14 protein-coding genes are annotated in these 20,978 nt (G+C 46.5%); 12 read left to right on the top strand and 2 right to left on the bottom strand.

What is annotated here, in order from left to right:
• The first annotated feature begins 123 nt into the window (after positions 1-123).
• The 8 genes from ADU23_RS30095 (at position 124) to ADU23_RS30060 (ending at position 11,855) form a co-directional block, all read left to right on the top strand.
• Positions 124-5,511 (top strand): NPCBM/NEW2 domain-containing protein, encoded by a 5,388-nt coding sequence (locus ADU23_RS30095; protein ID WP_053377131.1) that lies wholly within the window; start codon positions 124-126, stop codon positions 5,509-5,511.
• Between the two features lie 294 nt (positions 5,512-5,805).
• A complete protein-coding gene (locus ADU23_RS30090; RefSeq protein ID WP_053377909.1) occupies positions 5,806-7,167 on the top strand; it encodes an ABC transporter substrate-binding protein in 1,362 nt (453 codons plus the stop codon).
• A 92-nt stretch (positions 7,168-7,259) separates the two neighbouring features.
• Positions 7,260-8,150 (top strand): carbohydrate ABC transporter permease, encoded by an 891-nt coding sequence (locus ADU23_RS30085; protein ID WP_053377130.1) that lies wholly within the window; start codon positions 7,260-7,262, stop codon positions 8,148-8,150.
• Positions 8,151-8,169: 19 nt separating this feature from the next.
• Positions 8,170-9,003, top strand: a complete 834-nt coding sequence (locus ADU23_RS30080; protein WP_053377129.1) for a carbohydrate ABC transporter permease — start codon at positions 8,170-8,172, stop codon at positions 9,001-9,003.
• A 298-nt stretch (positions 9,004-9,301) separates the two neighbouring features.
• Positions 9,302-9,784 (top strand): tetratricopeptide repeat protein, encoded by a 483-nt coding sequence (locus ADU23_RS30075; protein ID WP_053377128.1) that lies wholly within the window; start codon positions 9,302-9,304, stop codon positions 9,782-9,784.
• A gap of 103 nt (positions 9,785-9,887) precedes the next feature.
• Positions 9,888-10,337, top strand: coding sequence for a GNAT family N-acetyltransferase (locus ADU23_RS30070; protein ID WP_082198175.1), 450 nt, complete (start codon positions 9,888-9,890; stop codon positions 10,335-10,337).
• Between the two features lie 179 nt (positions 10,338-10,516).
• Positions 10,517-10,861, top strand: coding sequence for a DUF3243 domain-containing protein (locus tag ADU23_RS30065; RefSeq protein WP_053377127.1), 345 nt, complete (start codon positions 10,517-10,519; stop codon positions 10,859-10,861).
• Between the two features lie 424 nt (positions 10,862-11,285).
• Positions 11,286-11,855 (top strand): hypothetical protein, encoded by a 570-nt coding sequence (locus ADU23_RS30060; RefSeq protein ID WP_053377126.1) that lies wholly within the window; start codon positions 11,286-11,288, stop codon positions 11,853-11,855.
• 159 nt (positions 11,856-12,014) lie between these two features.
• On the opposite strand, the gene ADU23_RS30055 is transcribed toward ADU23_RS30060, so the two are convergent.
• Both ADU23_RS30055 and ADU23_RS30050 read right to left on the bottom strand, forming a co-directional pair.
• Positions 12,015-12,887: a carbohydrate ABC transporter permease gene (locus ADU23_RS30055; RefSeq protein WP_053377125.1), complete on the bottom strand. Its 873-nt coding sequence runs from the start codon at positions 12,885-12,887 to the stop codon at positions 12,015-12,017.
• A gap of 15 nt (positions 12,888-12,902) precedes the next feature.
• The gene (locus ADU23_RS30050; protein ID WP_053377124.1) at positions 12,903-13,853 is read right to left on the bottom strand and encodes an ABC transporter permease; all 951 of its coding nucleotides are present in this window, start codon (positions 13,851-13,853) and stop codon (positions 12,903-12,905) included.
• Positions 13,854-13,997: 144 nt separating this feature from the next.
• Here ADU23_RS30050 and ADU23_RS30045 point away from each other — a divergent pair, with 144 nt between their 5' ends.
• The 4 genes from ADU23_RS30045 (at position 13,998) to ADU23_RS32530 (ending at position 20,533) form a co-directional block, all read left to right on the top strand.
• Entirely contained in the window at positions 13,998-15,809 is a 1,812-nt protein-coding gene (locus ADU23_RS30045; RefSeq protein WP_053377123.1) for a sensor histidine kinase, read from the top strand.
• Between the two features lies 1 nt (position 15,810).
• Positions 15,811-17,445: a response regulator gene (locus tag ADU23_RS30040; RefSeq protein WP_053377122.1), complete on the top strand. Its 1,635-nt coding sequence runs from the start codon at positions 15,811-15,813 to the stop codon at positions 17,443-17,445.
• An 80-nt stretch (positions 17,446-17,525) separates the two neighbouring features.
• Complete coding sequence (locus tag ADU23_RS30035; protein WP_053377121.1) at positions 17,526-19,214, top strand: extracellular solute-binding protein; 1,689 nt, start codon at positions 17,526-17,528, stop codon at positions 19,212-19,214.
• A gap of 125 nt (positions 19,215-19,339) precedes the next feature.
• On the top strand, positions 19,340-20,533 hold the full coding sequence (locus ADU23_RS32530) for an eCIS core domain-containing protein (protein ID WP_197286121.1): 1,194 nt from the start codon (positions 19,340-19,342) through the stop codon (positions 20,531-20,533).
• Positions 20,534-20,978: the final 445 nt, after the last annotated feature.

Below are 20,978 nucleotides of genomic sequence, written 5' to 3'. Positions count from 1 at the left end.
TTCTTATTTTAGGGGTATTTTTGTTAATATAAATGTTAAAATTACACTATTTTGTTTAAAAATGATATTCGTTTTCGGACAATGTTCAACAAACTAATCAAATACAATTATGGAGGAATGGTAATGAATGACAGCAGAAGGCCATTATGGCTAATAAACAAGTTCACGATGCTGGCAATGGCTTTGATCATCGTATTTAGTGGGCTTGGAATAACGGCGGCTCCAGTAGCACAAGCGGCTGAACCGGAAGAAGCAACTTATTTAAGCGATTTGAATTGGGTATCAGCCGTTAGCGGCTGGAAAACGGTCCAGCGAGACAAAAACGTGGATGGCAAGCCGATTTTAATGAACGGAACAACTTATACCAAAGGGCTCGGCCTTCATGCCAACTCGGAAATTGTATACCAGCTGGATGGGCAATATTCGACATTTCGATCGATCATAGGTCCCGATGACAAGCACATTAACAATAGTGCCCGCGCAACGTCGGTAATCTTTTCGGTTTACGGCGACGGCGTCAAGCTGTTTGACAGCGGAGTTATGAGAATGTATCCCGAATCGCAGCCTACACCGATCAGCGTTGGAATAGCAGGCGTTCACGAGCTGCGATTGGTTGTGGATGGAGCTGGTGATCCTACCTCGAATCCGATACACAGCGACTGGGCGAACTGGGCGGAAGCGCGGGTCGTACGAACGATCGATCCTAGCACGATGCTGTCGGGCATTACGCTGGATAATGTAGGGTTAGCTGATTTTGCGAAAGAAAAAAAGTGGTACGAGGTTGGACTTGCGGAGGACGCACCGATTCCGGTTGTTAAAGCGGCCTCGTTGGACGAAAATGCAGCGATAACCGTTAGCCAAGCGCAGAGCTTGCCCGGAGCAGCAACGATTTCTGTAACCAACAACTCTCTTACAACAACCTATACGATCCAGTTTAAACTGAAGGATGTTGTGTTTCTCAGCGATTTGAATTGGACGGCAGCCTCAAGCGGCTGGCAGACCGTGCAGAAAGACAAAAGCGTAGGCGGAACAGCGATTAATTTACTTGGACATTCCTATGCGAAGGGGTTGGGTACGCATGCAAATTCGGTTATCAAGTATGAGCTGAATGGGAAATATACGAAGTTTAAATCGGATATCGGCTTCGACCACTCCCGGACGGGGAAAGAACCTTTTGCGTCAGTAAACTTCACCGTTAAAGCGGACGGTGTAACAAGATTCAATAGCGGCGTGCTCTCATCCGATCATCCTGTTGAATCATCCGTTGACATCTCCGTAGAAGGTGTGAATTTACTTGAGCTTGTCGTATTGGATGCGGATGACGGCAATTCGAACGACTGGGCAAACTGGGCCAATGCAAGATTGATAACCGGGGAGCCTACCGGAACGCTGCTCAATCAAATTAAAGCAGATGGCGTACCGCTTGCGGATTTTTCAAAGGGACAGCTGGAATATATGCTTGTTTTGCCCGCTGGTTCGACAGTAGTACCGCAACTTACGGTTGAGAAGGAGAACGCGGAAGCAACGGTTCAAATCGAGCAGGCTGCTTCCATTCCAGGAACAACCGTCATTAAAGTGACGAAAGGCGCGAATGTTACGGAATACAAAATCCATTTCTCCCTCAAAGATCCGGGTTTGGACGTAGTGGAGCTATCAGCCGACAAATTGGACATCAATCCGCTGCTGACTCCAACTGAAGTTATTCAAACTCATGTAAGGGCTTTCAATGGTGATGGCACGGAAGTGGATTTCGATGACCCGAACGTTAAGGTCAACTACTCCATCGTTTCTCTCTATAAGAGCAGCAAGTTTGAGGTTGCCACAATCGACGATAACGGCGTAGTGCATCCGGTGAAAGATAACGACAATCATTGGGTGGGCGGCTCTGCGCGCGTTAAAGTTACCGTCATTTCAGGAGGTCGAACGAAAGAGGATGAAATGACGGTTGTCGTTCGGCCCTTCTATATTGATTACAGCAAGACGCTGGTCATGAAATATTTTTTAGCCAGAAACGGAAATGTAGAGTTGAACCTTGAAGAAGCGCTGGAAGCAACCAAGAAGATCGACATCTTGACGAGAGGAATTCCGAAAGTTGTTTATTTGGTCGGTTGGCAGTTCGAAGGCCATGACTCCAAATATCCTTCATGGGATCAAGTTAACGTTAAGCTTAAGCGGCCGCAAGACGAAACTGCGGAGCAGAGCTTGATCTGGTTAATGGAAGAAGCGAAGAAATACAATACTACGATAAGCCTTCATTTAAATATGACAACTGCCTTTCCGGATAGTCCGCTGTGGGACGAATATGTTGCTGCCGATCTGATTGGCAAGGTGAAAGGCTCCGCGGGTACTTATAACGGTGTAGAAGTAAAAGAAGGCGATTATTCCGTTTATGGCGGAAGCTATGCGATAACTTATTATAGAGATTGGAGATCAGGGCTGCTTCAGCAGCGAATTCAAAGGCTGCTTGAAATGCTTCCTCCGCTCAAGGATGGTGCTACCATTCATACGGATGCATTTCATCTTCAAGTTCCGCAATCAGCGAATCCGACAGGCCGGGCATTAAATTTAAGTGAGTGGCATCAGCAGCTCGAAGGGTATACGAATGCCGACGAAGTAGAAACGATGAGGAATATTTTCCAGTATTGGCGTGACCAAGGGCTTGATTTAACTTCAGAGTTTGTAGATAGCTACCGCCAAGGAGAAGCGTTTGTGGGGCTGCAGCCGATGGCATGGCATTTCCGAGGCGTCGTTGCTCAAAAAAATTGGCTGATGAACGTTCCGGCTAATTTATATGTAGGCGGAAGAGGCGGCGATTTGCGCTATGGGTCCTCCATGCTTGGGGAAGGGCGCGTAAAACGAAACAATTTGCAAAACATGAACGGTTTTCTTGAAGATTTTGCACTTAACACACTGCCGTGGTATTACCTCAACCGTTTAGATCGAATATCCGACGACGGCGTGGTTGCACATTTCTCGAACGATGTAACAAGCTTTTACAACGGGGACAAATTAACGATTAAGCAAGGAGATAAAGTGCTGCAGAGCGGTGGAGATTTGTTTGTGCCATCGTTATGGACGAACAACGAGAAAGAAATCATGGCTTATAGCCTGAATGGCTATTCGAACGTGACCTGGTCGTTTCCTGATCAATGGGAAAATGTTCATGCCGTTGACACGTACAAAATAACGGCCGATGGCTTAGTTCCCGACCAATCCAATGTACCAATTACAAGCGGCACTATAACGCTTACGCTTGCTGCCAATACGGGACTTACCATTGTTCCGTCTGGAACGAATTTAAATGAAGTAAGCGGTGTCGTAATTAATAAAGAGCATTTAAGGCTTACGACCGGGCAAGAAGGAAACCTTGTGGCCACGGTACAGCCTGAACAAGCAACGAATAAAGGCGTCGTTTGGACATCCGGTGATCCAACCATTGCATCGATCGACCAAAACGGGAAAGTCACGGGTCTGTCTAATGGCACGACGGTAATAACCGTCCAAACGCAGGATGGAAAATACAGCCGCAGCAGCATCATCCAAGTTGCGCCGGAGAAGGTACAGCTGGTAAAAACTGACCTGCCCTCGAAGGTGTATTCCGGTGCGCGAAGCATTTCATTGAGTACAGATACACCCGGAGCTTCTATTTACTATACCATTGGCGGATCAGAACCGAGTGAAGACAGTACCTTGTATACGGAACCGATTGTTTTGCCGCTTGGCGTTACCGTTATCCGAATGATTGCCATCAAAGATGGAATGAGCAGCAGCGACGTAACGGCTAATGCTTACACTATCTTGGAAGCGGATATCGAATATTTGAATAGTCTGATAGCGACAGCACAAGAGCTGCATCATATATCCGTTGAAGGCGATCAAATCGGACAGTACCCTGTCGGCGCAAAAACAGCGTTCCAAGCGGCAATTGACGCAGCGAAAGCGGCGGGAAGCAATGCGGAGATATCAACGGAGCAGATCAAGCAGACAGCTGCGCAATTAGAGTCTGCTATTCTAACCTTTAAGCAATCCATCATTAAGGAGCAGCCAAATCCTGGCGTTGCAGATCTTTGGTCGGTGAATCGACTCGTCACTGCCTCGGAGATTAGATCGGATCGGATCACTTTAACGTGGTCTGGCATGAAAGAGGGAGCAGCAGCTACCGGCTTCAAGGTTACTTGGGGCTCGAATGAAAAAGCGGTTGATGGTGACAAGTTGTCAACAACGATAACAGGGCTTACCGAAAGTACCAGCTATGCCTTTAAAGTGGAAGCAAGAGACACGGAAGGACTTTGGACGGTAAATGGCCCGAGCGTTTCAGCCAGCACAGGTAAAGTGCCGACTAATCCTGAGCCGAGTCCGAGCCCGAGCCCTACTCCGAGTACCGGGACGGGTAACGTAACGAACCCGCCAGTGGAAACGATACGTCAAGTAGAGGCGTCGGAATTGAATCCGAAGGACGGAAAAGTGGCATTAGCGCTGACAACGAACCAAACCATAGTGTCGTTGCCTGCTGCCGCCGGTCAGCTTGATGGAAATGTATTGGAGTTAAGCCGGACGGATGTGGTTATGTCGATTCCGCCTTCCGTTCTGAAAGCTCTTGCCGAGAAGGCAGGCGCTGCGGCTCAATCAACGCTGCGAGTGAAGCTGGAGCCGGTAAGCGTTTCAGCTTCAGCAGCTAAAGCAGGCGAGTCTTCTCATTTGAAGCTAGGCGATCATATCTATGAATTTGATTTATACCTGCTGACTGGTAATCAACAGGTTCGTCTCACCGAGTTCCCGGAACCGGTTCAATTAACGCTTCATTATGACCCATCACTTGTGGACTCGGAATTAGTCGGCGTGTACCATTTTGATGAAACATCGCATGAATGGGAATATATCGGTGGTCAAATCGATAAAAATAACAGACAAATCGAGGTGAAGCTGAACCATTTTAGCCAATATGCCCTGCTGGAAATGAACAAGCGGTTTAACGATGTACCAGAGAGCCACTGGAGTTACCGTGCGCTGCAGGTGCTTACAGCCAAACATATTGTAAAAGGTAAGTCGGATGATCAATTCAGCCCTGATTCGGATATCACTAGAGCTGAGTTTACTTCGCTTCTAGCGAGAGCCCTCGGCCTATCCACTAACTTGGAACCTGATGCATTTGTCGATGTTGCAGCGGATGCATGGTACGCGAAAGAGGTGAATGCTGCTTATGAGGCTGGCATTGTAACCGGTATGTCAGCAACGGAGTTTAAGCCTGACGGGCGATTGACCCGGGAGCAGATGGCGGCATTACTGGTCCGGGCTTATGAGTATAAGTCAGGCCAAAGCATCGAATTCGGCGCTGAATTGCAGCGGTTCGCCGATGCTGACCAACTGTCGGAATGGGCAAAGGATGAAGCTTCCAAAGCGGTTGCGGCCGGTCTGATGCAAGGGAAAAGCGAAAATCTATTTGATGCCGGCTCAAAAGCGCAGCGAGCGGAAACGGTTCAAGCGATTTACAATTGGTTGAACGCCTTATAACGATAGCTGGCGAAACAAACCGGCTTGTAAGCTTATCCATAAAACAACAAAAACCGCTTCCTTTGGGAGTGGTTTTTGTTGTTTTAATGGATAAGCTTATGTCTAAAATTACGGATTGTCCGTGGGCAGGTGAAAAGTTCGAATATTAATCCGGTTATTTAAATAAGCATAAACCATACATCTAGAAAGCGCGTACATATAATTCCTTTTACGGTCAACTAGCAGTAAACAAACGAAGGAGGGGAAAAAGTGAGAACGAGTAAAAGAAAATTTATTCTGATCACAGCAGCTATCATGTGCGTTACTTTGTTATTCGGTTGTACGAGTAATAAGGAAACGACAAACGAACCCGCTAATACACAGACAGGGGAAGGGAATACCCAGACGACAAAGAAAACGATAACGATTACGTATAGAGATGACGGTATCGGTGAGGAAGGCGTGCTTTATAAATGGATTAAGGAAATATCCGCCAGTTATCCGAACAAAAATGTGGAAATCAAGCCAACGCCGATTCAAGCTTCTGAAGGGGATTATTTTGCCAAAATTGCTCTAGCGCTAAAATCCAAGGATACGGCGCCTGATATTGTAACGGAGGATACGTTTATTTTGAATTCCGATGCAAGCGCAGGATTTTTGGAACCTTTAGATGAGAGATTAAAAGGTTGGGAAGACTGGACCAACGGTTCTTTCATTGAAGCGATGAAAAAAGGGGTTACGGCAAGCGACGGGAAAGTGTACGGCGTACCTTACAACACCGATTCCCGGGGTCTCTGGTACAACAAAGACATTTTCAAAAATGCAGGTTTACCTGAGGATTGGCAGCCCAAATCATGGGATGATGTCCTGAGTGCTGCAAGAACGATTAAGGAAAAAGCCGGTGAAGGCGTTGTTCCGATCTGGATGAACCTTGGCAAAGCTACCGGGGAAGCAACATCCATGCAAACCTATGAAATGCTCCTCTACGGAACAGGAGAGAGACTCTACGATAATGACAGCAGTAAATGGATCATTAAGAGTCAAGGCATATTGGATGCGCTGAGCTTCATTGAGACGGTTAACAAGGAGAAGCTTGGACCGCCGCTTTCTAAAGTATTGAATGGTCAGGCAGGCAACACTTCCTCACGTGAATATTTGCCGCAGGGCAAGCTTGGTATTTCGTTGGACGGCTCATGGATTACGGGCAACTATTTTGATACGGGCGCTTCACCGTGGCCGGAATATAAAGATGTGTTAGGCTTTGCGCCAATGCCGACGAGCAAAGGGCAAGCGCCTGGATCGATTACGCTTGCTGGCGGCTGGGCGTTATCTATCCCTAGCAATGCGCAGCACAAAGACGAGGCATGGGACTTTATCAAATATGCATTAGGCAAAGAGAATACCCAAAAGCTCGTTATTGCTTCAGGCAACATCACCGTCCGTGCCGACGTGGCCAAGGATCCTGGGTATACGAAAATGCCGTTTAATGAAATCGCGACGGAGTATTTGAAAAATGCGGAATTTAGACCGGCACAGGATAAATATCCTGAGGTTTCTACCCAAATCCAAACGATGGTTGAATCTGTGACTACGGGAACGTCTCCGGCAGATGCGCTGAAAAAGTATGCGCAGGATGTAACCAGAATTGTAGGCAAAGATCATGTAATCGAAAAATAAAAGTGAAAAGCTTGCTCAAGCAGATCCAATTAAGCGGGTTTGCTTGAGCATCCGCTTTTTTTGATTTTCAGCATGCGGGAGGAGAACGATGCATGAGCAGCTTGACGGGTAATGTTCTCATGAAGAAAAGAAAATCATATGCGTGGCTCTATTTTTTACTTCCATCGATTGCGATTATGCTCGTTTTTTTCATCTATCCGATTCTGTTGACGTTCTTTTATTCCTTCACGAATTTAGCCTTAACAGGGGAAGCGGCTAGAGAGCTTAAATTTATCGGGATCGATAACTATACGCGCATGTTTGAAGATCCGACGGTCAGAGTCAGCATTTGGAATACGCTTATTTTTTTGATAGGGTCTGCTGTTATAGGCCAACAGGTGTTAGGATTTCTGATTGCGCTTCTAATGAAACAGAAAAATAAGCTGTTCCGGCGCGTTGTTGGAACGATCGTGCTAGCCGGTTGGGTTACACCTGAAATCGTATGCGCATTGTGCCTGTACAGCTTTTTTGGGGATGAAGGCACGCTTAATGCAATCATTACATCATTTGGGCTTCCGGAAGTGCTCTGGCTGTATACGGTTCCGATGGTCACGATTATACTGGCTAACATTTGGCACGGTACTGCATTCTCCATGTTAGTGTTTCAAGCAGCGCTGGATGATGTGCCTACGGAGATTGAAGAAGCGGCAGTTGTGGACGGGGCATCGGGGTGGCAGATTTTAACGAAAATTACGATTCCCTACATAAAAGATACGATCACGACAAACATGATGCTTGTGACGCTGCAGACGCTCGGGGTATTCGGTCTCATCTACGCGATGACCGGCGGCGGGCCGGGAACTTCAACCACGACGCTGCCGATCTTTATGTATAATCAAGCCTTTGTTAACTATCAGCTTGGCTACGGAACAGCCATATCCTTATTGCTGCTCTTAATAGGTATTATACTTAGCTTGTTCTATATTCGCTCGATGAAAGAGTAAATGTACAAGGAGACTTCGTATGAATGCGAAACATCGCAAATTGATTTATCGAGTCCTGCCGTATACGATTCTTACTTTGATCGGGGTTTGTTTCTTACTGCCGCTTTTATGGGTTTTTGTCGCGTCAATCGATACCAATGCCATGCAATCGCTCAAAATGCCAAATAAGTTCACCGGAGGAAACTATTGGGATGTCATCACTAACCGCGTCAATCAGCGCGCCTATGTGATTGGCTTGATCATGTCGGTTGGCCAAGCTATCCTCGTCGTCCTATTGGCGCTGCTTGCGGCATATCCGTTGTCTCGTTATCAAATGAAATATAAGAAGTCTTTTATGCTGACGATATTATTTATGACGTCCTTGCCGATTACGGCTGTTATGGTACCGGTTTATCAATTGTTTCTGAGCCTTAAATTGTATGATAATATTTTTGGCGTCATTTTATTTTATGTCGCTTCCTCGATGCCGTATGGCATTTGGATGCTGAAAAACTTTATGGATTCGGTGCCGAATGATTTGGAAGAAGCGGCATGGGTCGACGGAGCTTCTGTTTTCGTTGGCATTCGCAAGGTGGTTGCGCCATTAATGGTTCCGGGCATTTGCACGGTAGCCATTTTCACCTTTTCGGGGAGCTGGGGCAATTTCTTTGTCCCGTATATTTTGTTGCAAACACCTGAGAATTTCCCGGCTTCATTGAAGCTGTATCAGTTTTTTGGACAATACGGCATGGTGGAGTATGGGCAGTTAGCGGCGTTTTCTGTGCTGTACGCAATTCCTTCGGTTGTGATGTATATTCTCTCCCAGCAGTTTATGTCGAAAGGGTTTGGCCTGCAAGGCGGGACGAAAGGGTAAGCGAGTAAGGATAACATGCGATATCATAATTAAACATGCCTGCTTGGGCATGTTTTTTTGTGTGCTTTGATGCGCCTAGGGCGAGCGGGAATTTGGAAGCAGTTGCATAGAAATAAGCGCCTGCATTATAGTTTTAGACCAATAGCCAGATAGGTAAAAACCCTTTAAAATTAGATGTAGAATGATTAATAAATCGTAAACGATGCTCCGATAATGATCAGCAGAGAGTAAAAAATGATTGGCGTAAGGAAAGGCTTGAAATAGTTGCGTTCAATCTTAGTGCAAAGGAGTGATCGGTATGGATCTTTTAACGAAAGCGATAAAATTACGGGAAGCAGGACGGCTTGAGGAAGCGAAAACGATACTGTTTGATTTGGCAAGAGATGAGCCGCGTAACCCATCGGTATGGTATCAGCTCGCTTGGGTGCATGATGTAATGACTTTAGAGCGAGGCGCAGTATCCTATTACATTATCGCCATTGAACTAGGTTTGTCCGGTGAAGAAAGGCAAGGAGCGTTTTTAGGATTAGGAAGCACTTATCGTACTCTTGGCATGTATGAAAATGCGTTAAGCGTCTTTGAGGATGCGATAAAACAATATCCGGAGCGAAGAGAGTTTCAAGTTTTCTACGCGATGACCTTATATAATATGAAGGATTACGGACGAGCTATGGAGATTTTGCTCAAGCAATTAGCGGATACGAGTGATGATGAAGGCATTCAAGCTTATAAGAAAGCTATTCACTTTTATGCGGACAAGCTCGATCAGACCTGGAATTAATCGATTGCAATGGGGAGCAGCAAACGAGTATAAGCATTTATTCCCAGAAAAACGATGCTTCGTATGATACGATTGGTTTATTATTTTTCGGGAGGAATGCGTATTGCCTATTCGTTTGAAAACAGTGAGCGAGGAAAATTGGTTTGCTTGCACGAACCTTAAGGTAACTGAAGAGCAGCTTGCTGTGTTTCCGGCACCTGTCGTTTACTGGATAGCGGAGTCCAAATACGTTAAGAATTTTGAATTGCGTGCTGTTTATTTGGAGGATACCGTGATCGGTTTTATCGTTTATTGCGTTACGGCTGATGAGAACGGAAACTTCTGGATTCCGGCCCTTATGATTGACGAGAACGATCAGGGCAAAGGTTATGGCCGGGCAGCGATGGAGAAGTTGGTTGCTTATATGACTGATTCTTTGAATTGTAAAAGACTGATGATTGGCCACAGACCCCATAACGATATTGCGGCAAGGTTGTATGAGTCATTGGGATTCAAAAAAGTGAGTGATGACGCAATCGATGGCGAAATCGTACGTTTGCTGCAATTGCCGTGAGGAACCAATCGAAGGTATGTTATGGATTCAAGCTTGAGAGGGAGACCGCTGTTAGCGGTCTTTTTTTATGCGGAAAATGCCAAAAAAAGCATAGCTGGACATAGAAGTGATTGGTTAGTGGCAGGATAGGGKATAAGAATAACAAACCAATACCAATACATAAACAAGGAGGAACCATTATGTCGGAATATAATCATGTGGTGGATAAAGACGGCGAGCTGTCGCTCGGCAAAATCGATCAAACGCTGGACCGTATGGACTCGGGGAAAAAGGATGAAATTTTACAAAACTTCGGAGAATTTAAAAGCTATCTCGCCAAGCGAATCGAGCTGGCTGAGAATGTGGGATTAAACGAGGAGCAGCTAGCCTTAGTTGCGCAGAAGGTTGCAGGTTATTTAGCGAAGCATGAAGATCCTCGCAATCGGGAGGAAAAGCTTCTGCAGGAGCTTTGGAAAGTCGGTACCGAAGAGGAGCAGCATAAGCTGGCTCACTTGTTGGTGAAGCTGGCGCAGTCAGAAGGGTAAGGCATTATCAAGGGGCAGTAGCGAAGGGGTAAGAGCCTTTGCGACTGCCTCTTTTTTTATGGTTGGAGGTGGTGGTTTTGCAACATTAATGGGCAATGCATCGTATTGGAGGGGGGGCTGAAGTCTCCATATTAGAGGCCCCTTGATGCTTGGCTGCTTCGAGGAAACAGCAGCCTTATTCCGGCCGGCGCGCGGCAATTCATAATGGCGACGATAACAAGAAAAAGTCCCGTTATACTCCAATAAAACATAGGTTTCAGAAGTTGTGGTAAAATGGGTTTTGGGAATAGGAAGCTACCTCGCATAAACGGATGGATTGGACCCATTGCCTAGAGGTGATGAAGTTAAAGGGTTAGCATTGCGCAACAAAAGTCTCCCAGCTTCGTCTTATCTTTTGCATGTGAATAATTAGGGAGGCATAATATTGAAGCGATTATACGCTATTTTGTTTATATTGCTGTGGGTGAGTGGTTGCAGCGTTGAAAAAGACTCGGAAAATGATGGGGAAGCTGCAACGATAATCAAACAGCAGACAGCTATAAAGGTGAATGAAGCAAATAAGATGCCCAAAGATATGCCCGGCAACTTTGATTTTATGGTTCGGTTTGGTTATGGCGAGGTTAATAAAAATGAGATTAATACGTTCCAAGGTACGGTAACAAAGGATTTAATCATGAACGGGACGGCATCTGCAAAAGTTACGTTTACGTTGGAAGAGAAGCGCAGCATCTATGCGAAAATGAGAGAAATAAACATTATGGGAGCGAAAGAGCTAATGCCCGCCAGCGTAGGCTGTGAGGTTGTCCCCTATAGTGAAGACAGCTGGGAAATCAATGTGAATGGTGAAACGAAAATATTTACATGGACGGACAAGCACTGCGAAATAACGAACGATGCCAAGCAAATGTTGGAGCTGCGCAGCTTTATCCAGCAAATCGTTGAGGCAAAAGAGGAATACAAAAAGCTGCCCGAATCCGAGGGTGGCTATGAATAGATTTTTTTTGGTCATATACGCATTTCGGACTCGGATGGATGGCGAATCGTTTTGCAAAATTCAAGCGGATTAACCTAATTCGTGTGAATGGGCTGTAAAATCAGAATAGACAAAACCCGCAGGCTGCGTGATCGCAACATGCGGGTTTTGTTTGTTTTCCTATTCCTTAACCGCACCAATCGTTATGCCTTTAACAAAGTAACGCTGCAGGAAAGGGTAAACGAGCAGGATGGGCAAAGCACCGATAAAAATTTGCGATGCGCGAATGGTACGCTGAGACATATTAGCTACCATTGCAGGATCAAACTTCGTCAAATCGGCTTGCACGATAATCGTCTGCATGAAGCTGGCGAGCGGCAGCCTTTCAGCTTCTTTAATATAGATCAAACCGTCAAAATAAGCGTTCCAATGGCCGACCATCGTAAATAAGGAAACCGTCGCAATGGCTGGCAAGGAGATGGGCAAATAGATGGTGAAGAATGAGCGGAAATGGCCTGCACCATCCATAAAGGCAGCTTCTTCAAGATCCTTAGGTACGGTGCGGAAGAAGTTAAGCAGCAAAATGATATTAAACACCGCTACCATGCCCGGAAGAATAAGCGCGAACAGTGAATTCATAAGGCCAAGCTTCAGGATCAGGATATAACCCGGGATCAAGCCTCCGCTGAACAACATCGTAATGACAAAATACCAGAGATAAATGTTGCGAGCACGGAATACGCGGGTATCCTTGGAGAGGGCGTATGCCGCTATGAGATTGACGAACATCGCCATCGCCGTTCCGAGTACGGTCCGCTGCACGGATACCCAAAGGGACGAGAGGAAGTTGGCGTTGTCAAACGTTTTGGCATAGGCCTCAAATGTAAAGCCGATCGGCCAAAACGTAACCAAGCCAGCGTTGGCAGGCGCGGTTGAGCTTAAGGAGACCATCAGCAAGTGGTAGAGCGGCAGCAAGCAGAGAACAGATATCGTAGCCAAAAAGACATTGTTGAAAATCGTGAAAATACGATAAGATAACGTTTTGTGGTACATAGGTGGTCCCCCTTTCTAGAAGATGCGATAGCCGGCCAATTTATAGGCAAGTCGGTAGGATATGATAATTAGAATAAGGCTGATTAATGATTTGAACAGGCCAACCGCTGTAGCGAAGCTGAATTGCCCGCTCAGCAGACCTTCACGGTAAACGAAAGTATCGATAATATCTCCCTGCTTATAAATCAGTGGGCTGTATAAGTTGAACACCTGGTCAAAGTTCGCATTCAGTACGTTGCCTAGCGCCAATGTCGCAACAACGATAGCGATCGGTATAAGAGAAGGGATGGTCAGATGCATCGTTTGCTTCCAGCGGCTCGCCCCATCAACCTCAGCGGCTTCGTAAAGCGCGGGATTAATGCCTGCCAGCGCAGCTAGAAAAATAATGGTGTTGAAGCCAAATTCCTTCCATACGTCGCTTGATATGATTACAAATCGGAACCAATTGCCATCGCCTAAGAAGAAGATGGGCTTGATGCCGAATACATTCGATAGAAATTGATTGATGAGACCGGTCTGGGCAAGCACATCAATGAGAATACCTGCAAGCGTGACCCAGGACAGAAAGTGAGGCAGGTAAACGAGCGTTTGAATGCCCCGTTTCAGCCCTGAATTTCTAACCTCGTTCAGCAATAAGGCGAAAATAAACGGAATAAACAAATTCATTACAATTTTACTGCAAGCAAAGAGAAGGGTATTCCATGTAATCTGTAAAAAATATTCATTTTCCAGCATGTAGCGAAAATGTTTAAGGCCGACCCACGGGGAACCGGAAATACCGAGCCCTGCTTTATAATCTTGAAATGCCATGACGATGCCCGTCATTGGCAAATAAGAAAAGACGAAAACCAATAGGACAGCCGGCAAAACCATAAAATGAAGCATCCAAGGCTGCTTGTAGCCGCCTTTTGTTTTCTCACGCCGAGTGCTCTTAAGGCTCAGTTGTTTAGTCGTATTTGTGTCCATAGCTCTCTCCTGTTCCATAAAAACTCATTTGTGTATTCTGAGAAACCCTGATATATATAGTATCAACAAGATCAGCCATCGAACTATAGGATATTGTTAGGATCGATAGGGTTTTGTTAGGGATATTTGATGGAGGGGTCAGTTATGGTACTGAGTAGAGGGATTTCGTTTATCCGTAGAAAAATGGGTGCAAGATTCAGCTTGTTTGCCAAAATGAACGGGTTGATCATCATTTTGTTCATTCCGATTATTATCATGTTTACATATTCGAACCAGATCGCATTAGATGTGATCAGCAAGGAACTTCAGGTTTCAAACACGAAACAGCTATCCTTCTTATCTAGTCAAATCGATTCTCGGATTAATCAAACGATGGACTTTATCATTACCTTCTCGAGAGACCCGAACGTTGAGAAGTTCAATGGCTTAAATATTTGGGATGATGGCTACGATCAGATGCAAACCAGATATGTTGTGCAGGAGAAGATGGCTTTGCAGTCTGGGGTTATGAACATTTGGCCGGTTAAATATACGGTATATTCGCAGCAAAACAAAGAGATTATTTCCAACTACAATAACCCTGCCTCCTATGACGAGGAGTATCTCAAAAGGAATATGACGGGAAAATGGACATACGGCGATGGCGAGATCGTACCTGAAGGCGAGCATAAATCGTTTCATTGGTTTTATACCGATACCTTCGGTCAACAGGGGACGCTTAGAGGAAGCAATCTAGTCGTAGAAGCCAGCTTCGGCCATGAGAATATTCAAAACATGCTGGATACGTATAAAGCGGGCGGGCAAGGCGATCCGTTATTTTACCATCAGGGTGAAGCTCCGATTTTAAATCGAAGCGCTTCCAAATCGTTGTCAGCCGAGCTCATTGCATATTTAGACAAGCATAGGCTAGAGGATACGATGCAGAAGGTCGTGAGGCTGGAGGGCGAAAATTATTTGGTCAGCGCCGTAAAATCGCCGCAACTCGATTGGTATCTTGTTGATATCGTTCCGCTGGATCAAATCATGGGGCCTATTTCGTTCAGCCGCAATTTATTTTATGTATCGATGGTACTGTTATTTGTCGTCGGCATTTCTGCATCCGTATTGCTGTACCGGAACGTCCAACGTCCGATCAGAAAGCTCATTCAAGGCTTGCAAAGCGTACAGCGCGGGGATTTCTCGGTGCAGATCAAGTCCAACGTCAACAACGAGTTTTCCTTCTTGTTTTATCGGTTTAACGACATGTCGAGGCAAATCCAAAGCTTAATTGAGAACGTGCTTAATGAAAAGCTGCGTGTCAGGGAAGCAACCTTAAAGCAGCTGCAGGCGCAAATAAATCCCCATTTCCTTTATAACTGTCTCGGATATATTATTAATATGGCGCAGATGAAGGACGAGGAAGCCGTTGTGTCGATGGCGTATAATTTGAGCTCCTATTATCGTTATACAACCCGAATGGAGCGGCAAACGTCTACTTTAAGCGAGGAAATCAAACTTATCGTCAACTATTTGGAAATCCAAAAGCTTCGTAACGGGAGAATCCATTACACGATCGATATCCCTGAGGAGATGCACAGCCAGCAGGTTCCGCGACTGATGCTGCAGCCAATCGTGGAAAATGCCGTCATCCATGGCGTGGGGAAATCTTATTCATCAGGTGAAATTCGAATTACCGGCGAAAGGTTAGACGGCTACTGCAGAATTTATATCGATGACGATGGGCCCGGTATGGGTGCCGAGCCGCAGGAGGCGCTGAATCGTAAAATGCATGAGCCTTTGCAAGAGGAAATGGGCTGCGGTCTTTGGAATACCAATCAACGTATTATCCATCTATTTGGTGAAAATTCTTATGTATATTTCTCGAAATCACTTCTAGGCGGTTTTCGGACAGAGATCAAATGGGAGACGGCCTCTGGACAACAACTACAACATCCAACGATAAAAGGGGACATATGACATGCAGATGATCATAGTAGACGATGAAGCTCACTGGGCAGATAACTTATCCATGCACAAGCCATGGCATAAGCTTGGGATTGAACAGGTCCATAAAGCTTATTCTGGCCGCGAGGCGCTGCAAATTTTGGAGACGCATCCGATTGATATTGTCATTTCGGATATTATTATGCCGGAGATGACGGGCATTGAACTTATAGAGCGTATTCGCTTGCGTGATAAAAAAATAAAATGCATTATTTTATCGGGCCATTCCGATTTTGAATTTACGAAGGAAGCGCTCCGCAACCAAGCGGTGGACTATTTGCTTAAACCGCCTACCGATACTGAACTGTTTGGCGCAGTAAAAACAGCAATCGATCAGTTGACGGCGGAGTGGGAGAGCATCAGCTCCTTCGAGCGGACCGAGAACACGCTGCGGGAAAATTTGCCGCTGCTTCGCGGCCAGCTTCTTCTGGATGCGCTGCACGGTCAACGGATGTCCATTGAGGAATGGAACCGAAAGCTTGTGAGTTACGGCTTGCCTTTTAGCTGCGGCGACAGCGCCTTGCTGCTGGTTCGGATGGAAGAGGAATTTGAGCAATATAAAAACAATGGGCAGCAGCTGATGGAATATGCGATCGTCAACATGGCCGAGGAGATCATTGGGGAATTTGCCGAAGTATGGGGCGTTAAGGAGGAGCATGGTTATCTTGCTTTTCTTATTCAGCTCAAGGCAGGCCACTCCGAGGTAGGGAAAGAGACGATTTTGGAGAAGCTTGCCATCCAGCTTCAGTATAAGGTCAAGCAATTTCTGAAAGGATCGTTGTCGATTGTCATGACGGAGTGGTTCAAGCTTCCGGAGCAGCTTTCGGAGCGTTACCGGCAGGCGTCGGCTTATTTTATGCAAATCGTAGGGGACGAGCGCGAGTTTGTTATGCGTGTTGGCGAGCTGGAGCAAAATGATTCCCAAGGGGCTCTGGATGCGATCTATCAGCCGCCTACCTTGATTAATCTGCTGGAGGCTGGGCGCTGGGATGCAGCCGAAGAGAAGCTTTCCGCCGTATTTACTGAGCTCGACGAGCGCTGGTCCGAATCGTTGGAGCACTGCATGGAGGCTGGATTTTTAATCGCGTCATCCTTCACCCATCTTGCGCATCGGAACGGCCGTACGCTAACTAAACTGCTGGGGGAAGAGATTCAGCCCTTGCAAAGCGGCGAGGCTTTCAGTTCGATCAACAAGCTTCGCAAATGGTCGATCGGCGTGCTTGGCAAGCTGAAGGAGGGGACATCGAATGAAATTAAAGATTTCCGTTCCCTTTATGTGATGAAGACCCAGCAGTTTGTGGAGAAAAACTTGCATCTGGACGTATCTTTGCGTACGCTGGCTGATCACGTAAACCTTCATCCTACCCATTTGTCGAAAATTTATAAGATCGAAACGGGGGAAGGGATAAGCAATTACGTCGCCTCGCTCCGTATGGACCGTGCCTGCCATTTGCTTAGGGCGACCGAAAAAAAGGTATATGAAATAAGCATGGAGGTTGGTTATTTGGACCCGGCTTACTTTATCAAAGTGTTTAAACGCCAGTTCGGCGTAACGCCCCAAGATTATCGGGACGGAAATAACAGCCTAACAGATTCTTATGAAAACTAACATAATCCTATAGATCCCCTGCCCGGCTAATTGGTAGAGTTACACTTGTAGTGATCTTACATCGTAGGGGGAAATGAAAAATGAGTACATTCAGAAAACCATGGCTGTTGCTCGTGGTTATGGCACTTGTTGTGATCACCGCTTGCAGCGGAAATAATGCGGGGAACGGAAATGGGAAAAAGGAAGAAGCGGCAACGAATGAAGCGAGCACATCGCCAACCGCAGCCGCGTCGGGATTTGACCTTGGTAAATACGATCCGCCAATTGAAATTAGCACGGTATTAATGCCGAAGAAGTATATCAAGGACGAAACAAAGGAAAACAACGTTCATGACCGCTGGATGTTGGAGCAATTTGGCTTGAAATATAAAGACAACTGGTATCCGGCAGGCAGCGACCAATATAAACAAAAGCTGCAGCTGGCGATCGCATCCGGCGAGAAGCTGCCTGATTTTGTACCTGTACCAACGGACGCTGTCCTCACTAACCAACTGATCGATTCCGGTCAATTTATTGCGATTGATGAGCTGTTCGCGAAATACGCCAACAAAATTTGGAAGGACCATACGGAGCAAAACCCGGAACTATGGTATCCTTTCACGAGAGACGGCAAGAAATACAACCTTCCGATCCTAGAGTATACGGACAATGACGATACGGTGTTGTGGTTCCGTGAAGACTGGATGGAGAAGCTGAACCTGAAAGCGCCTACGACGATTGCAGAACTGGAAGTCGTTTTGGACAAATTCAAAAACGAGAACCCTGACGGGTTGGCTCCAAAAGACGTATATCCGCTTGCTGTTTCTTTGAAAAATAATACAAACACATGGATGGGCTCGCTGGATTGGTTATTCGGAGCATATGGCACGGTAGAGGAGCAATGGAACAAGGACGCAAACGGCAATCTTGAATATGGTTCCATTAATCCAGGCGCTAAAAACGCGCTTGCGAAGCTGCAAGAATGGATGAACAAAGGGTATATCCACCCTGACGCCGCTTTGTGGGATGAAGGCAAATCCGCTGAAATTTGGACAAAAGGCAACGCGGGCATTTTGCCTGGCGCGAACTGGGTACCGGACTGGCCAGCTCCAGACTTGTTGAAAAACGTACCGGGATCAAAATACAAAGCTTATCCGGTTCCTGCCGGCCCAGACGGCTTGATGGGCACCAAATGGCAAAACTCAGGTGTTAACAGCAGTATCATGATCAATAAGGACGCTAAACATCCGGAAGCGATTTTCCTTTATTACAACTTCCTGCTTGATAACCTAGCGAATCCGGCTGTCGGCAGCAAATTTGAATATGGCTTTGCCCAAGGCTATGACTGGGATATCGTGGACGGACAGCCTACGAGCAACAAAGACAAAATCAAAGATTTCTTTAATGATTTCCCTTACATTACGGGACCTGCCCGCATACCAACCCTTTATATGCAAACGCTAGTTAAGCTTGCGGAAGGCAATAAACCGGAAACACCTTACGAGAAGCAGCTTGCTGAGTTCCGTAAACCGGAAAACTGGTATGCAGCAAAAGTGGTTATGTCGCAAATCGACATCCGCAAACAAAACTATTTCACGGGTGCGGCAACGCCAACGATGATTTCGAAATGGAATCTATTGCGCCAGTCTGAAATGGAGACGTTCAACAAAATCATCTATGGCAAATTGCCAATCGATGCTTATGACGAGTTTGTTGCTAGCTGGAAGTCCAACGGCGGCGACCAAGTTACGAAGGAAGTTAATGATTGGTTCAAGTCCGTTACAAAGTAATGAAATAGTCAAAACGAACCGCAAGGAACACGCCGGATTTGGCGTGTTTTTTTGCGCTTTATGGAATTATCCGTATATGATACTATGAATCTATTATTCCATTTATTAGAAAGCTGGTGCCTGATGTGACATCTCGCATTACGGATAAAAATACATCTGCGAAGCCGCGCACCGAGACCGCTTCTCCGGCTTCCTTACATGTTTCGGCATCTGCTGAAGCTAATCTGTCACAACCATCCGCCATGCAGCCGCATAACTTGCTTCAGCTGCAAAGCAAGATAGGGAACCGCGCAGTCACGCAGCTTCTTCGGTCTGGAGCGGGAAGCAAGCGGTCAGAGCCGATTCAGCGGGAAAGAAACCAAACGGGCCTGCCCGATCAATTGAAAACAGGCGTCGAGAGCCTCTCCGGGCTTGCGATGGACGATGTCAAAGTACACTATAATTCCTCCAAGCCGTCTGAAGTAAACGCACTGGCATACGCGCAGGGCACGGATATTCATATCGGTCCCGGGCAGGAGCGGCATTTGCCGCATGAGGCATGGCATGTAGCGCAGCAGAAGCAAGGCCGCGTCAAGCCGACGGTTCAGCTGAAGGATGCTTCCATAAACGACGATGCCGGCTTGGAGCATGAAGCTGATGTGATGGGGATGAAGGCAAACCAAGCTGCCGGAGGACCGGAGCAGCTTGAGCAATCTTCAGCTGCTTCTACATCGATCCAAATGAAAGCAGATGCGCCAATGCAGTTTATCGGCGGCGATGTGTTAAAGTTTATTCAAAAAGCATGGCGCGGACCGGAGGGAGAGGTTAGTGAATGGTACTCCCAAATCGCGATGATTTTGAAAAATACGAGGTTCGAGGGCCGTGCGGAGGAAGTGTTTCAATATTACAAGGAGAACCCCGGCTTAGCGAGGCCGAGGCCGACGGATGAGGCATCGAGCAGCAGCAGTAGCAGCAGCAGTAGTGGTAGTGGAAGCAGTATGGAAAATGAGGAAAAGGAGTCCCGTTCAGACGACGTTTCGGTGCCGGAGAACCGTCCTACCTCAGGCGGAATGGTGGAAGGCGATGCCGCAACTATTGCGGATCTCAATGAGTGGGAAGAGGATACCGCGGAGTACGATTGCACCGATCGCGCTCATTCGCCAAAGGGCAAAGTATATTATGACAGCCGAACGAAAAGATATTATGGAGCGGATAATACGGGCCATGTCGGCTGGGGCTTTAAAATATGGGTGAAGAAGGATAAGACGACGCTGATTTACAAAGGCAATCTGATTTGGAGCGGAACGGAATGGGTAGAGAATGCTAGAGGGACGAAGTAATGCTTCGGCGGCCGGATGCTGTTATTGCGCTTAGTGCGGCAGTCTGGAACGATGGGCCCTGACCTGTCCTGAATACTGAACCATGCGATATGGTTTTGCAGCCGCTTGCCTTAATCGGGCAAGCGAAGGGCGCATACAGTCCTGTGAACTTATCCCCTTTATGTAGGACACTCAAAAATAACGTCATGTTATCATGGCGGTAGGAGTGACACGTGGAGGAGATATTTTACGGTTAAAAAGGCGATTGCGGGAATGCCCAAGATCCAGCCATTACAAATGGCGAACCACGCAACCGAAGCGAGACGCGAATGACTCACAGCTCGTGCTGGATACGATAGAGCAAATGACAACCAGTCAGTGAAGTTGTGCTTTCATCAGCGCAACTCAGAAGAAGACATTCACATTCATCAAGCCTTCGATGATTACATTTATTTCTATGAATACC

It is taken from the genome of Paenibacillus sp. FJAT-27812 (assembly GCF_001273905.1).
Lineage (GTDB): Bacteria > Bacillota > Bacilli > Paenibacillales > Paenibacillaceae > Pristimantibacillus.
Note: the sequence above shows the minus strand (reverse complement) of the source record. Positions and strands in the feature narration are given on the sequence as shown.